At 60.2% G+C, this 14,558-nt stretch carries 17 protein-coding genes and 1 pseudogene; 13 read left to right on the forward strand and 5 right to left on the reverse strand.

Annotated features, from left to right (window positions below; genetic code table 11):
* The 3 genes and pseudogenes from H0V78_12195 to H0V78_12205 all read left to right on the forward strand — a co-directional run bounded on the left by H0V78_12195 (position 1) and on the right by H0V78_12205 (position 2,019).
* A pseudogene (locus H0V78_12195) lies at positions 1–232 on the forward strand (hypothetical protein).
* 49 nt (positions 233–281) lie between these two features.
* Positions 282–1,232, forward strand: coding sequence for a DUF692 domain-containing protein (locus H0V78_12200; GenBank protein ID MBA2352501.1), 951 nt, complete (start codon positions 282–284; stop codon positions 1,230–1,232).
* The gene (locus H0V78_12205) at positions 1,216–2,019 is read left to right on the forward strand and encodes a putative DNA-binding domain-containing protein (GenBank protein MBA2352502.1); all 804 of its coding nucleotides are present in this window, start codon (positions 1,216–1,218) and stop codon (positions 2,017–2,019) included. Before H0V78_12200 ends, H0V78_12205 begins: the two co-directional genes overlap by 17 nt.
* 18 nt (positions 2,020–2,037) lie before the next feature.
* On the opposite strand, the gene H0V78_12210 is transcribed toward H0V78_12205, so the two are convergent.
* Positions 2,038–2,445, reverse strand: coding sequence for a copper chaperone PCu(A)C (locus H0V78_12210; GenBank protein ID MBA2352503.1), 408 nt, complete (start codon positions 2,443–2,445; stop codon positions 2,038–2,040).
* A gap of 181 nt (positions 2,446–2,626) precedes the next feature.
* Here H0V78_12210 and H0V78_12215 point away from each other — a divergent pair, with 181 nt between their 5' ends.
* The 6 genes from H0V78_12215 to H0V78_12240 are packed head-to-tail and all read left to right on the forward strand — an operon-like array spanning position 2,627 to position 7,279.
* Positions 2,627–3,754, forward strand: a complete 1,128-nt coding sequence (locus H0V78_12215) for a D-alanyl-D-alanine carboxypeptidase (GenBank protein ID MBA2352504.1) — start codon at positions 2,627–2,629, stop codon at positions 3,752–3,754.
* The gene (locus H0V78_12220) at positions 3,724–4,638 is read left to right on the forward strand and encodes a D-amino acid aminotransferase (GenBank protein MBA2352505.1); all 915 of its coding nucleotides are present in this window, start codon (positions 3,724–3,726) and stop codon (positions 4,636–4,638) included. Before H0V78_12215 ends, H0V78_12220 begins: the two co-directional genes overlap by 31 nt.
* 11 nt (positions 4,639–4,649) lie before the next feature.
* On the forward strand, positions 4,650–4,916 hold the full coding sequence (locus tag H0V78_12225) for a DUF493 domain-containing protein (protein ID MBA2352506.1): 267 nt from the start codon (positions 4,650–4,652) through the stop codon (positions 4,914–4,916).
* Positions 4,917–4,923: 7 nt separating this feature from the next.
* Positions 4,924–5,619, forward strand: coding sequence for a lipoyl(octanoyl) transferase LipB (gene lipB / locus H0V78_12230; GenBank protein MBA2352507.1), 696 nt, complete (start codon positions 4,924–4,926; stop codon positions 5,617–5,619).
* Between the two features lie 6 nt (positions 5,620–5,625).
* Entirely contained in the window at positions 5,626–6,561 is a 936-nt protein-coding gene (gene lipA / locus H0V78_12235) for a lipoyl synthase (GenBank protein ID MBA2352508.1), read from the forward strand.
* Between the two features lie 49 nt (positions 6,562–6,610).
* Positions 6,611–7,279 (forward strand): Uma2 family endonuclease, encoded by a 669-nt coding sequence (locus H0V78_12240; protein MBA2352509.1) that lies wholly within the window; start codon positions 6,611–6,613, stop codon positions 7,277–7,279.
* A 38-nt stretch (positions 7,280–7,317) separates the two neighbouring features.
* Here the strand turns inward: H0V78_12240 and H0V78_12245 are convergent, their stop codons facing one another.
* The 3 genes from H0V78_12245 to polA all read right to left on the reverse strand — a co-directional run bounded on the left by H0V78_12245 (position 7,318) and on the right by polA (position 10,794).
* Positions 7,318–7,599: a type II toxin-antitoxin system RelE/ParE family toxin gene (locus tag H0V78_12245; protein MBA2352510.1), complete on the reverse strand. Its 282-nt coding sequence runs from the start codon at positions 7,597–7,599 to the stop codon at positions 7,318–7,320.
* Between the two features lie 3 nt (positions 7,600–7,602).
* Entirely contained in the window at positions 7,603–7,905 is a 303-nt protein-coding gene (locus H0V78_12250) for a ribbon-helix-helix protein, CopG family (protein MBA2352511.1), read from the reverse strand.
* Positions 7,906–8,052: 147 nt separating this feature from the next.
* Complete coding sequence (gene polA, locus H0V78_12255; protein ID MBA2352512.1) at positions 8,053–10,794, reverse strand: DNA polymerase I; 2,742 nt, start codon at positions 10,792–10,794, stop codon at positions 8,053–8,055.
* A gap of 56 nt (positions 10,795–10,850) precedes the next feature.
* Between polA and H0V78_12260 the strand changes: the two genes are divergently transcribed.
* The 4 genes from H0V78_12260 to H0V78_12275 all read left to right on the forward strand — a co-directional run bounded on the left by H0V78_12260 (position 10,851) and on the right by H0V78_12275 (position 13,809).
* A complete protein-coding gene (locus H0V78_12260) occupies positions 10,851–11,579 on the forward strand; it encodes a TIGR00730 family Rossman fold protein (protein MBA2352513.1) in 729 nt (242 codons plus the stop codon).
* Between the two features lie 86 nt (positions 11,580–11,665).
* Positions 11,666–12,034, forward strand: a complete 369-nt coding sequence (locus tag H0V78_12265) for a DUF2782 domain-containing protein (GenBank protein MBA2352514.1) — start codon at positions 11,666–11,668, stop codon at positions 12,032–12,034.
* A gap of 44 nt (positions 12,035–12,078) precedes the next feature.
* Positions 12,079–13,017 (forward strand): homoserine kinase, encoded by a 939-nt coding sequence (locus tag H0V78_12270; GenBank protein MBA2352515.1) that lies wholly within the window; start codon positions 12,079–12,081, stop codon positions 13,015–13,017.
* 39 nt (positions 13,018–13,056) lie between these two features.
* A complete protein-coding gene (locus H0V78_12275; protein ID MBA2352516.1) occupies positions 13,057–13,809 on the forward strand; it encodes a hypothetical protein in 753 nt (250 codons plus the stop codon).
* Between the two features lie 130 nt (positions 13,810–13,939).
* Here H0V78_12275 and H0V78_12280 read toward each other — a convergent pair.
* On the reverse strand, positions 13,940–14,558 hold a 619-nt coding region (locus H0V78_12280), incomplete at its 5' end, for an ATP-binding domain-containing protein (protein ID MBA2352517.1).

Consider the following 14,558-nt stretch of genomic DNA (forward strand, 5'->3'; position numbering starts at 1 on the left):
AGTAACACTCGCGTTTGGCAGCGCATTGGCTACACTGGCCGCCATGCCTATCGCCAGCGCGGCCGGCAACCCGTTCGCACTGGAATCGTTAGGCAGCGGTTATCAGGTTGCGGACGCCGAGAAAAAAGCCGATGGCAAGTGCGGCGAAGGAAAGTGCGGCGGTAGCAAGACCGAAGGCGCAAGCGCTGGCGACAAAAAAGCTGACGGCAAGTGCGGCGAAGGAAAGTGCGGCGCCACTTCGCACGGCCCGACCGATGCCAGCGACAAAAAAGCTGACGGCAATGCGGCTGAAGCCAGCAATAAAAAGCAGTAACAGCGAGGCAGCGCCGGTCGAGGCGATTCTCACGTCGCCCGAGCCGGTCACGTTGCCCGGCCCGCCAGCGCTGTCGGGTATTCACGGTGCGGGCCTCGGCCTGCGCCGTGAACTCATCCCCGAACTCAAGGCGCACAAGCCCGATGTCATCGATTTTTTTGAAGTCGCGCCGGAAAACTGGCTCGAAATCGGCGGCGCCAGCGCCAGGGATTTTCGCTACTTCACCGAGCGCTACCCGTTCACCAGCCATGGCTTGTCGTTATCGCTCGGCGGGCCCGAGCCGCTCGACGAAATATTTTTGACGCGCGTCAAGAAATTCCTGCGCGAACACAGGATTGCGCTGTACAGCGAACATCTAAGCTACTGCAGCGACGACGGCCACTTGTACGATCTGTTGCCGATTCCGTTTACGGCGGAGGCGGTCCGCTATGTCGCCGAGCGCATCCGCCGCACCCAGGAGATTCTCGAACAGAAGATTGCGATCGAGAACGCCTCGTTTTACGTCGCGCCTGCAATCAACGAATTGTCGGAGCTTGAATTCATCAACGCCGTGGTCGCGGAAGCCGATTGCTGGCTGCACCTTGACGTCAACAACGTCTACGTGAACAGCGTCAACCATCGCTACGATGCGGTCGAATTTTTGCGCGGATTGCCGCGCGAGCGCGTCGCCTATCTGCACATCGCCGGGCATTATAACGAGGCCGAAGATCTGATCGTCGATACCCACGCCGCCGACGTGATCGAGCGCGTCTGGCAACTGCTCGAGTTCACGTACCGGCACTTTGGCGTGCACCCGACTTTGCTCGAGCGCGACTTCAATATTCCGCCGCTTGCCGATTTGACGCGGGAAGTCGAACGCATCGCCGGAATGCAGGCGCAAGCCCTGGCAAGCATCGTCAGAAATGCGCAAACCGCCTGACGGGCTGCCCGGGTTTCAGCAGTACCAGTTCGCGTTTACCCGGCACATTCGCAACCCGGCGCAGAATCCGCGGCCGGCCGGTGTCGAGCCGCGCCGCATGGCGATTTACAACGATCTGCTCTACAACAACGTCGAGAGTTTCTTGCTCAGATGTTTTCCGGTTTGCCGAAAAATTCTGGGCGAATCGGAGTGGAACGCGCTGGCGCGCGATTTCTTCGCCAATCACCGAAGTGGGGCGCCGTTGTTTCGCCAGATTCCCGAGGAATTCGTGCGGTTCATCGAATCGCGCGGCGATCATCCCGACCAGCCGCCGCTTTTCCCCGCTTTCCTGCCCTATCTCGCGCATTATGAATGGGTCGAACTCTGGCTCGATGTGTCGCCGTTGGTCGTGGACATGACCCGGATCGACGCGGAAGGCGATTTATTGCTCGGCGCGCCGGCGCTGAATCCGGTTTCGCTTCTGCTGCATTATCCGTACGCCGTTCACCGTATCGGCGAAGGCTACCAGCCGACGCCGGAGCAGCAGGAAACGACGTGGCTGCTGGCATTTCGCAACCTCGACGACAAAGTCCGATTCATCGCCCTGAACCCGGTAGCGGCGCGCCTGATTGCCTTGATCCAGGATGAGCCGCAGGGTGAGCAAGCCAAGCGCCAGACGGGAAAAGCCATTCTGGAAAAGATAAGCGCGGAATTGCAGCATCCTGATCCGGCTGTCGTACGAGCCGGCGGCGTCGAGATCATGCAGAACCTGCGCGAGCAGCAGGCGTTGCTCGGCGTCTGGATATAAAGCGGGCTCGGGCGTCCGCTATTTCCTGTGCGGCGGCGCGTCGCCGATGGCCCGCACGGTCGCCTCGAAACTCACCTCTATCCGCGTCTTGTCTGCTCGTTCGAGCTGGATCGTCAACGGCACTTTGTCGCCGCGCGAGAGCGGTTTTTTCAGATCGATCAGCATGATGTGATAACCGCCGGGCGCAAAGCGCAACGCCTGGTTAGCTGGCACATCGACTTTTTCGACGCCACGCATTGTCATCACGCCATTATCCATCCCGGACAAATGGATTTCGGCGCTTTCCGCTATCCCGCTTTCCACACCGACGATTCTTGCCCGCACCGGGCTCGATATTTCGAGGAAAGCGCCGGTCACCGTCTGCCCGGGCACGGTTGCCCTGACCCACGCATCGGTCACGGTAACGGGTTCAACCCCCGCGACCATGGCGGAACTGGTAAACAACGCGAGCAGCGCAGACAGGGTCAGTCCAAGGCTGCGATTTGTCCTCGAATGCATGTCGATTCCTTGTCTTGATTTCACGTAATCAGGGGCGGTGGTTCAAGCCCGGCCAGCGTTCCCATCGACACGGGCTGAGCTTATAATCAGGGCTTTTGCACACTCCCCGATGAGATTCTTTCCGCTATTTCTGCTGTTGCCGTCCCTGCTGTTCGCGCAACAGCTCCCACCTGTCCCGCAAGCCCCTGCGGTCGCCGCCAGAGCGTTTATCCTGACGGATTTCGCGACGCAGTCTGTGATGACCAGCGCCAATCCACACGAGCGCATCGAGCCTGCATCACTGACCAAGCTGTTGACGGCCTATCTGGCGTTCGGTGCAGTCAATGAGAAAAGACTGTCGCTGACGCAGGTGGTTCCGGTATCGAAGCGAGCCTGGCGCGCGCCCGGCTCGCGCATGTTCATTCAGCCCGACAAGCCGGTCACGGTCGAGGAATTGCTGCGCGGCATGATCATTCAGTCCGGCAACGACGCGTGCATCGCGCTGGCCGAGGCGATCGCCGGCAGCGAAGAGGCGTTCGCCGAATCGATGAATCGCGCAGCGCAGCGGCTGGGTATGAAAAACTCGCACTTCACGAACTCATCGGGCCTGCCCGACCCGCAGCACTATACAACCGCCCACGATCTGAGCTTGCTGGCTGCCGCCGTGATCCGCGATTTCCCGGAATTCTACCCGCTGTATTCGGTCAAGGAATACAGGTACAACAACATCACGCAGGCCAATCGTAACCGGTTGCTGTGGACTGATCCGTTTGTCGATGGGCTGAAGACTGGACATACCGAAGCGGCCGGCTATTGCCTGGTCACGTCCGCCAGGCGCAACGAGCGGCGGCTGATTTCCGTGGTGCTCGGAACCAGTTCCGAAGCGGTTCGCGCAGCCGAAAGCCAGAAGCTGCTCAATTACGGTTTCCAGTTTTTCGACACGGTGCGCCTGTATGAAAAGAATCAGCCGGTCGCGACCATGCCGGTCTGGAAAGGCGCACAGGAAAAGATCGAGGCCGGCTTTACGCAGGATCTGTTTTTGACGCTGCCGAAAGGCCACGCCGAACATTTGCAGGCGACTCTGGAAAGCAGCCAGCCACTGCTGGCGCCGATCGCCGCCGGCCAACAGCTCGGTACCGTCAACGTCACCCTCGCCGGGAAGCCGGTCGGCGCATATCCGGTCTACGCGCTCATAGATGTGCCGGTCGCGAATTTTTTCAAACGCACATGGGACGGCCTCCAGCTCTATTTCAAGTGAATCCGGCTTTGGACGACGCGGTCTACCTGAACGGCGAATTCATGCCGCTTGTCGATGCACGAATACCGGTGCTCGATCGCGGTTTCATTTTCGGCGATGGCATTTATGAAGTCGTGCCGGTTTATTCGCGGCAGCCGTTTCGTCTCGATGAGCATCTGCGGCGCCTCGACAACAGCCTGGCCGCGATCCGTCTGCGCAATCCGCACTCGCATGCCGAATGGCGCAGTCTGCTCGAACAATTGATTGCCCGGCAGAATTGCGAGGATCAATACATTTATCTGCACATCACGCGCGGCGTGGCGAAGCGCGATCATGCTTTTCCGGTGGGCGTAGCGCCGACGATTTTCATGATGAGCAGTCCGCTCATGCCGGCGCCGCATTCCTTGCTGGAGTCCGGCATAGCGGCGATTACGGCGCAGGATAATCGCTGGCTGCGTTGCGATATCAAGGCGACTTCGCTGTTGCCGAACGTGCTGCTGCGGCAGTTGGCTGTTGATGCCGGAACCGCCGAAACGCTGCTGCTGCGCGATGGCAATCTGATCGAAGGTTCGGCAAGCAGCGTTTTCGCCGTTCACGACGATACCGTGCTGGCGCCGCCGAAAAATCATCTGATGCTGCCGGGCATCACTTATGACGTTGTGCTGGAGCTTGCCGCCGCGAATGGAATCCGGCACGAAATACGCGAAATTCCCGAGCGTGAAATGCGCGGTGCGCAAGAGCTTTGGCTGCTGTCTTCGACCAGGGAAGTCCTTGCGATCACGGCGCTCGACGGCAAGCCGGTTGGGAATGGCAAGCCCGGCGCGCTGTTCAAACGCATGTATAAGCTTTATCAGGATTACAAGATGACGGTGATGCGACATTCCCATGCCGCGACGAAAGCATAACCTGAACCGCGATGCCGATGCAGCCGTCACTAATCGAATATCCATGCCAATTTCCGATCAAGATCATGGGAACCACGCAAGAGGGTTTCGCCCAGAACATGCTCGCGATCGTGCTGCGCCACGCGCCGGATTTCGATCCGGCGACGGTCGAAATGCGCAGCAGCAAAAAGGGCAATTATCTGAGCCTGACCTACACCATCAACGCCACCTCGCGCGAGCAGGTCGATGCGCTTTATCGCGAGTTGTGCGATCACCCGATGGTGGTCATGGCGCTGTAGCCGCGGAATGACTCCGGGCGTCCTGCAACCCGTGCGCAAGGCCCCGATCTTCGTGCCTTCCGCAGCCAATACCGTTATCGCGAACCACGGCCTCGCCGAATATGTGCCAGTCTGGCGCGCGATGCAGGATTTTACCGCGACCCGTACCGCACAGACGCCCGACGAAATCTGGCTGGTTCAGCATCATCCGGTTTATACGCAGGGATTGAACGGCCGGGACGAGCATCTGCTCGATCCGAACACCGGTATCCCGCTCGTCCGCACCGATCGCGGCGGCCAGATCGCTTACCACGGCCCCGGGCAAATCGTCGTTTACCTGCTTCTCGATCTGGCCCGGCTGCAACTTGGCGTCAACGAGTTGGTTAAAACCGAGGAACTCGCGATCATCGATCTATTGCATGGGCACGGCATTTCGGCATGGCGCAAGGCTGGCGCGCCGGGCGTCTACGTCGGCGGCGCCAAGATCGCCGCGCTGGGCCTGCGCGTAAAGCGCGGTTGTTGCTACCATGGCGCGGCGCTGAACGTCCACATGGATCTCACGCCGTACCGCGCGATCAATCCGTGCGGCTATCCCGGCCATGCCGTCACGCAAACCAGCAGTCTGGGAATGAACGCAGGCCCGGAAATGCTGGGCAGACAGCTTGCCGAAAAAATCCTGCGCCTGATTCATGCGGCGCGCGAAATTCCAAAAAGATGGGACTGAGTTGACATGGATGTAAATGAACGGCAAACCGGCGAACTGAAAACCGCGCGCATCCCGATCAGGATCGTCGCGCACGAGCGGCTGAAAAAGCCCGACTGGATACGCGTAAAAGCGCCAGCTAGCGCGCGTTTCTACGAGATCAAGCGCATATTGCGCGAACACGAATTGCACAGCGTGTGCGAAGAAGCATCCTGCCCGAACATCGGTGAATGCTTCGGCAATGGCACGGCGACTTTCATGATCCTCGGCGATCTGTGCACGCGGCGCTGTCCGTTCTGCGATGTCGCGCACGGCCGGCCGCGGCCGCCTGATGCGAACGAGCCGCTGAATCTCGCAAGAACCATCGCCGCGCTCAAGCTCAAGTACGTTGTCATAACGAGCGTGGATCGCGACGATTTGCGCGATGGCGGCGCTGCGCATTTTGCCGATTGCATACAGGCAATCCGCGCGCATTCTCCGCAGACGAAAATCGAAACGCTCGTGCCAGATTTTCGCGGCCGCCTCGATCGCGCGCTCGACATTATGAGCGCCAGTCCGCCCGACGTCATGAATCACAATCTCGAAAGCGTGCCGCGCCTGTACAAGCAGGTGCGGCCGGGTTCCGACTACGCCCATTCGCTGAAATTGCTCGCCGGCTTCAAGGCGGGGCATCCATCGATTCCGACAAAATCGGGCTTGATGCTGGGGCTCGGAGAAACCGACGATGAAATCCTGCGAGTCATGCGCGATCTGCGAACGCATGACGTTGACATGCTAACGTTAGGCCAATACCTGCAACCGAGCGCGCATCATCTGCCGGTGCTGCGCTATGTCGAACCGTTAGTCTTCGAGGAATTCGAACGGAGCGCGCGCGAGATGGGATTCAGCCACGCCGCCTGCGGCCCACTGGTTCGTTCGAGCTATCACGCCGATCGTCAGGCGCATGGCTTGGTAGAATCATAAGAGAAAAATCCCGGTTCGAATTAGAAATTAGCTTCGAGGACAGCTAACCATGACGACTCAACTTCTGGAAATCCGGTCCGGCGCCCGCAACGTGGTCAGTGAAGCGGCCGAAGGGCGGCTACAGCTCATGCCGCTCAGTGTCGAGCAATATCACCGCATGATCGATGAGGGCATCCTGGCCGAGGACATGCGCGTCGAGCTGCTAGACGGCATGCTCGTGCCCAAGGACAGAGGGGACCCTGGAGGCGACGCGATGGTAATCGGAGAAGAGCATGCATACGTAGTCAACCAGTTGGCGCGGCTCGACCGCCGCCTTGGCGATCGTGCAGTGCATATGCAAACTCAACAACCCATCGTCATCCCGGAAGACGGCGAGCCCGAACCCGATGCCGCGATCGTGCTGCGGCCGATCAACACGCTGGGTAAGCCGCTCGCACGTGATGTGTCCTGCGTCATCGAGGTCGCCGGCACTTCGCTGCAACGCGACCGCACGACCAAACTCCGGCTCTATGCGCGCGGCGGCATCCCGCAGTACGTCATTATCAATTTGACTGACCGCAGCGCCGAGGAATATCTGCATCCGGACCCACAGGCGGGGGTCTACGCCGAACCCATTGTGCATACCGTCGGATCGGTCCTCAATCTCCAGCTAAACGCCGATCAGCATTTGAGCGTTGCCTTGACAGAACTATTTCCCAGCGGCCCGCTCCGTAAATAATCGTCGTGAGCAGAATCGCGAAGATATGGCCGAGCCGGTCAGACGACTTGATAACCGGCCTCGCGTTGATGCCGGAGCGCGAGCACGAGAATCGAGTCTTCTCTTTCCAGATAGCTGTAAAGCGCGATGAACCCGGTCTTGCGATGGGAGATGAGCAATTCGCGCAGTTCTTCGCCGGCGAGACGGCCGATCAGCGGGTGTCTTTCAAGAATTGTTATCGCTTCGCGAATCGTGGAAACAACTTCGGAGGCAATGTCCGGATCGCTGGCTGAATGGAATTCGAAAATGCGTTCGAAGTCCGCGAATGCCCTGCTCCGAATAGACTACTTGCGCCAAGCCTTTGCTTTCGGACGGCTTGTCTTTTTTCCTTGCGCAAGCGATTCCATGTAGAGATGAACTTCGTGCGCCGCGTAGCCCTTGCCGCTGCGAAGTATCTGTTTTCGCGCGGCGACGGCTTCGTTGAGGAATGACCTCCGCCGCTCGGCAAGCTCGGTTTGTTGTTCGATCGCTTCCAGCAAGTAAGCGTGCATTGACTGACCGCTGCCTTTAATCAGGGCCGACACTCGCTCCTTCAATGCAACAGGTAGTTTTATCGTCGTGGCAGGCATGGTTGTTTCGCCGAACAAGACTCGTACGACTATGGTAATACCGCAATTGGCAATCCATCAAGTAGATGGCCGGCTACCGCCTGGTATCAATGTAGCATTGGGTCGGCTAAGCTAAAATTGGGGAGTCAATGCACACCGCCGCAACTTCAGCGGCTGCCGGGACGATCAATGCGCCTGCTCCCAATTCGGCCCTACGCCGAGATCGACGGCGAGCGGGACGTCGAGTTTGGCGACGTTGCTCATCAATCCCGGAAGCTCGCGTTGTATCGTTTCAAGTTCTTCTGTCCGCACTTCGAGCACCAGTTCGTCATGGACCTGCATGATGAGCTTGCTGTTCAAATGACTTTCGACCAGCCAATTTTGGACAGCGATCATCGCCAGCTTGATCAGATCGGCGGCCGTGCCCTGCATCGGCGCGTTGATCGCCGCTCGCTCAGCGGCCTGCCGCCGCGGGCCGCTGCCGCCGCGGATTTCGGGCAGCCATAGTTTGCGGCCGAACACGGTTTCAACGTAGCCGTTTTCACGCGCCGATTCGCGCGTGCGCCGCATGTAATCGGCAACGCCGGTGTAGCGCGCGAAATAACGTTCCATGTACAACTGCGCGGCGCTGCGTTCGATGCCGAGCTGGACTGCAAGGCCGAACGAAGACATGCCGTAGATCAGGCCGAAGTTGATCGCCTTCACATAACGGCGTTGTTCGCTGCTGACCTGATCGATGGCGACGCCGAAAATTTCGGCAGCCGTCGCGCGATGAATATCCTCGCCGGCGGCGAATGCCTCGAGCAGCCGCGGGTCCTGCGAGATGTGCGCCATGATGCGCAGCTCGATCTGCGAATAATCCGCGGAAACGATATGCGCGCCGGGCGCCGCGATGAAGGCTTCGCGGATGCGGCGACCTTCCGCGGTGCGCACCGGAATGTTCTGCAGATTCGGATCGTTGCTCGCCAGGCGTCCGGTGACCGCGACCGCCTGGCCGTAAGTCGTATGTACGCGGCCGGTTGCCGCATTCACCATGCGCGGCAGCTTGTCGGTGTACGTCGATTTGAGTTTCGACAGCCCGCGATATTCGAGCAGCAGCTTGGGCAGCGGATAGTGGAGCGCGAGCTGCTGCAGCACGTCTTCGTCGGTCGACGGCGTCCCGCCCGGCGTTTTCTTGATGACCGGAATGCGCAGCTTGTCGAACAGGATTTCCTGTATCTGCTTCGGCGAATTCAGATTGAACGGCTGCTCGGCAAGTCGGTGCGCTTCGCTTTCGGCAGCGAGCATTTTTGCCCCGAGCTCGGCGCTCTGTGCGTCGAGCAGCGCGGCGTCGATCAGCACACCAGTGCGTTCCATGGCAAACAATACCGGCAACAGCCGCATCTCGATATCGCGATAGACCGCGAGCAATCCGGCGGCGGCGACACGCGGATGCAGGATAGCGTGCAGTTGCAGCGCGACGTCGACGTCCTCGGCCGCGTACTCCGTCGCGCGATCGAGGGCGACCTGACCGAAGTCGATTGCCGACAAGCCTTTGCCGACGACCTCGGCGTAAGTCAGCGTCTTCCAGTTCAGATGGCGATGCGCGAGATTGTCGAGATCGTGCGGGCGGTGGCTTTCCAGTACATACGATTGCAGCAGCGTATCGTGCGCGGCGCCGCGCAATGTGATGCCGTGGTCGGCGAGCACATGGGCGTCGTATTTCAGGTTGTGACCGAGCTTGGGACGCGCCGGGTCTTCGAGCCAGGGCTTGATTTTCGCGAGCGTCTGGTCGCGGTCGAGCTGTTGCGGCGCGCCGGGATAATCGTGCGCAAGCGGCAGATAGGCCGCCTCGCCGGCCGAGATCGCAAACGACAGGCCGACGAGCCGCGCGGGCTGGGAGTTCGAGCCGGCCGAGGTGTCGAAGGTGACGAGATCGGCGCGCCGGATGTTGTCGAACCAGCGTTCGAACTGCGCTTCGGTCAGTATCGTTTCGTAATGCTTTTCTCGCGGCGCCGATACGCTTTGCACGATTTCCGGTACGCCTGCTGGGGGCGCTAAGTCCCTTGGCTCCTGCACCCTAAGCCCTGAACTTTCCAGTTCGCGCCGCCACGTTTTGAATTCGAATCGCTCGTACAGCGCCGCAAGCCGCGTTGTGTCGGGCGCTGCGGCGACGAGATTGGCCAGACCCAGCGGCAGCGCGACATTGCGCTTGATAGTCAAAATCTCACGGGCTCGCGGCAACCAGTCGCGCGCTGCGCGCAGATTGTCGCCGACCTGTCCGGAAATTTCGTCGGCGTGCGCGATGACGCCGTCGAGCGAGCCGTATTGCGCGAGCCATTTCGCCGCCGTTTTGGGGCCGACTTTGGCGACGCCGGGAACGTTGTCGATGGCATCGCCGATCAAGGCCAGGTAATCGAGAAAGCGCGTGGGCGCGACACCGAACTTGGCGAGCACGGATGCTTCGTCGAGCGTTTCGTTGCTCATCGTGTTGACGACGCCGATATGCGCGTTGACAAGCTGCGCGAAATCCTTGTCGCCGGTCGAAATCACCGTTCGCACGCCGACTCGCTCGGCCTCGCACGCGAGCGTGCCGATCACGTCATCGGCTTCGACGCCGTCTATGGTCAAAAGCGGCCAGCCGAGCGCTCGTATGCATTCGTTCAAGGGCTCGATCTGACGCGCCAGATCGTCCATCATCGGCGCGCGCGTCGCTTTGTATGCGGGATATAGATCGTCGCGGAAGGTCTTGCCTTTGGCGTCGAACACGCAGGCGATATAATCGGCGGGCACATCGGTTCGCAACTTGCGCAGCATGTTGATCACGCCGTAGATTGCGCCGGTCGGTTCATCCTGCCTCGTGCGCAAATCGGGCAGCGCGTGATAGGCGCGATAAAGATACGATGAACCGTCAACCAGCAGCAGCGTCTTCGCCGCCGGCGATTTCATGCCGCCGCCCGCGCCGGATAGCGCGCGAAATGTCTCATTACAAAAAGGATGGAATCGTGAGAACCACGGACAAATTGCCGCAAACCGTCGCCCCGGAACTGCTCGAAGAATCGTGGTCGGAGCGCGAGTCGTGGCGCGTTTTCGGGATTATGGCAGAATTCGTCGAGGCGACCGAACGCCTGTCTCCGATCCGCCCGTCGGTCAGCGTCTTTGGCGGCGCGCGCATTCCGCAAGGGCATCCGTATTACGCGCTGACCGAGCAGATCGCACGCCAGTTGTCGGATGCGGGCTTTGCCGTGATCTCCGGCGGCGGCCCGGGAGCGATGGAAGCCGCCAACAAAGGCGCGTACTTCGGCAAATCGCCGAGCATCGGCCTGAATATCCAGTTGCCGTTCGAGCAGCACGGCAATCCGTATCAGGACATCAGCCAGACTTTTCGCCATTTCTTCGCGCGCAAATTCATGTTCGTGAAATTCGCCTCCGCCTACGTCGTGATGCCGGGCGGCTTCGGCACACTCGATGAGTTGACCGAAGCGTTGACGCTGATCCAGACCGGCAAAAGCCGCAGGATTCCGATCATCCTCGTGCACGAGCCGTTCTGGCGGGGCATGCTCGACTGGTTCAAAACCGCTCTGGTCGACGAGAACATGATCAGCGCCGAAGACATGCATCTGATTCAGGTCATCGACGAGCCGAAAGCCATCGTCGAGGCCATTTTCGACCACTACGAAAGCCGCGGTTTCGAGCCGTCCGCCGAAGAGCGGGAATTGCAATTGAATCTGTAGGAATCGCAGCGCGGACGGGCATCCACGCGGACGGCCGAACAGTCGGCCGTGATAAACTGGCGCCCTCCCAACAAGGACCAGACCCTATGCGCAGTGCGATCCTTGCCTTGCTGATGATGCACTTCGCGGCTTCCGCACTCGCGCAAAATGCCAAGCCGCCGCCCGAGCCGCCGAGCGCATCGCCACCTGAACTCGAACCATTGCCCGAAGCGCTGCCGCCGCCGCCCGGCGCTCCGTCTGAGGGCGATCTGGAGCCGCAGGTCACTATCATCGAGCGCGGCGAAAATACCATAGAGGAATATCGCTACAACGGCAGACTGTATCTGGTCAAAGTGACGCCGCCGCACGGCGTGCCGTATTATCTGATCGACCGCACAGGCGACGGCAATTTCAGCCGCAGCGATGTGCTCGACGGCGGCGTCAGTCCGCCGATGTGGGTCATCCATCAATTCTGATTGCCAGGCCATGTCATAGCGGCAGCGCCGGTTGCTATCTATCCATGTCCGTTTTCACCAACGTCAGTGCAGAACAACTCGCCGCCTGGCTGAAAAATTATTCGCTCGGCGCGCTGCTCGATTTGCAGGGTATCGCCGCCGGGATCGAAAACACGAATTATTTTGTCACGACCACGCACGGCAAATTCGTGCTGACCCTGTTCGAGAAATTGCAGCGCGCTGAACTCCCGTTCTATCTGAACTTGATGGCGCACCTGTCGCGGCACGGCATTCCTTCGCCCAAGCCGGTCGCCAACATCGACGATGAATTTCTCGGCGTATTGAATGGCAAACCGGCGAGCATCGTCAGTTGCCTGCCGGGCCAGCCGATCGAGCATCCGCAAGCTGCCGATTGCGCCGAGGTCGGCGAAATGCTGGCGGCCATGCATCTCGCCGGCCGCAGTTACAGCGCATCGATGCCCAATCCACGCGGACCGCGTTGGTGGAACGCGACAGCGCCGCGGGTGCGCCGATTCCTGCCGGCTGAGGAAATCGATCTGCTCGAGGCCGAAGTTCACTTCCAGTCGGGACATCGCTTCGACGATCTGCCGCGCGGCGCGATCCACGCCGATCTGTTTCGCGACAACGTGCTTTTTTCGGTTGGCGCGATCGGCGGCGTCATCGATTTTTATTTCGCGTGCAGCGATGCCTTGCTCTACGATGTCGCGATCGCCGTCAACGACTGGTGCACAGAGCGCGGCGCGCTCGATGCCGCAAAAACGGCGGCGCTGCTCGATGCCTATCACGCGACACGGCCGTTTACGGAAAACGAAAAACGCGCTTGGGCAGTCATGTTGCGCGCCGGTGCGTTGCGCTTCTGGGTATCGAGGCTTTTCGATTTTTACCTGCCGCGCCCCGGAGAACTGACGCACGCGAAGGATCCTGCGCATTTCAGGAACATCCTGCGCGGACACCTCGCCGCCAAGCCGGAATTCGCGGTTTAGCACTCGCGCGCCAACCGCAACTTACTCGCAAAGGACCTTATGGAAGCTCATGTCTTGGCGCCCGGCCGCGGCTGGCAATGGATAATCGAAGGTTTCGGCTTGTTCCGCAAAAATCCGCTGATCTGGATCGTGCTAAGTGCCGCGCTGTTCGCCATTGCGGTCGGGCTCGGCCTGATCCCGGTTCTCGGTCCGCTGGTTTTCTATCTGCTGTCGCCGATTTTTCTCGCCGGCTTGATGCTGGCCTGCCGCGCCCTCGAAAAAGGCGACGAAATCGAAATCGCCCACCTGTTCGCCGGCTTTCGCGTCAATACCAGCCAGTTGATCACGATAGGCGGCATCTACCTGATCGGACAAATCGTCATTTACGGTGTGCTGATCGTGATCGGGGGCAGTGCGATCACGGCGATGATGGGCGGCATGGGCAGCGCCGACATCGCGGCCATGCCCAACGCGATGTCGGAAATGATGCTCGCGCTGATGATCGCGCTGGCGTTGTCGGTGCCGCTGATGATGGCGATCTGGTTCGCGCCGCTGCTCGTCGTGTTCGACAACGCGCCGGCGCTGGCCGCGGTCAAGCTCAGCTTTGCGGCCTGCCTCAAAAACATTCTGCCGTTCACGGTCTACGGCCTTGCCATTTTCGTGCTCGGCGTCATCGCCGCGATCCCATTCGGGCTCGGTCTCTTGGTTCTGATCCCGACCATCTTCGGTTCGATTTACGCCAGCTACAAGGATGTGTTCGCGGTCAGCGAACCGGGCGGTCAGATGCTGATTGGTGACAGCGAGTTGCCTTGAGCAGGAATAGCGAGGTCACAGGCTGGCGCGAACGCGATAGGCGATTTTGCGGCGATCGTAGCGACCGTAGGTTAGGGTGCAAAGCTCCCTGACAGCATTCTTGCAGCCGTAGCTTATCGGCTATGCCGCATCAGGCGGCGCTGAGTTTCGCGTATTCGAGCGCCAGCCATTTCACGCCGGCGTCATAAAAGCTGACCTGCACGCGTGCATCGCTGCCGCGCCCTTCGGCATTGACGATGACGCCGGCGCCGAATTTCGGATGAACGACATTCTGGCCGATGTTCCATTGCGATCCGGCCGTGGGCTGGCGAAAAGCAGCGCGCATTTCACCTTGCCTTGGCAACGCAAACGAGCCGCTGGTTTCGCGCCCGCCGCGCAACGGCCCAGGGTTGAAAGACAGCGCCGGCGCCAGCAGCTTCTGCATCAGCTGTTCCGGGATTTCACGCAGGAAACGCGAGGCATAGCTGTAGCGCGTTTGCCCGTGCAGCATGCGGCTCTGCGCGAAGCTCAGGTACAGCCTGCGCCGTGCGCGCGTCAAGGCCACATACATCAGGCGGCGCTCTTCCTCTAGGCCGGCCGGTTCGAGCGCGCTATTCTCATGCGGAAACAACCCTTCCTCCAAACCGCTGATGAACACGGTATGGAATTCCAGACCTTTCGCCGAATGCACAGTCATCAATTGCAGCGCATCGGCGCCCGCCCCGGCCTGATGCTCGCCGGCTTCCAGTGACGCGTGCGCGAGAAATGAT

This window comes from Burkholderiales bacterium (genome assembly GCA_013695435.1).
In the GTDB taxonomy this organism is placed as follows: domain Bacteria; phylum Pseudomonadota; class Gammaproteobacteria; order Burkholderiales; family JACMKV01; genus JACMKV01.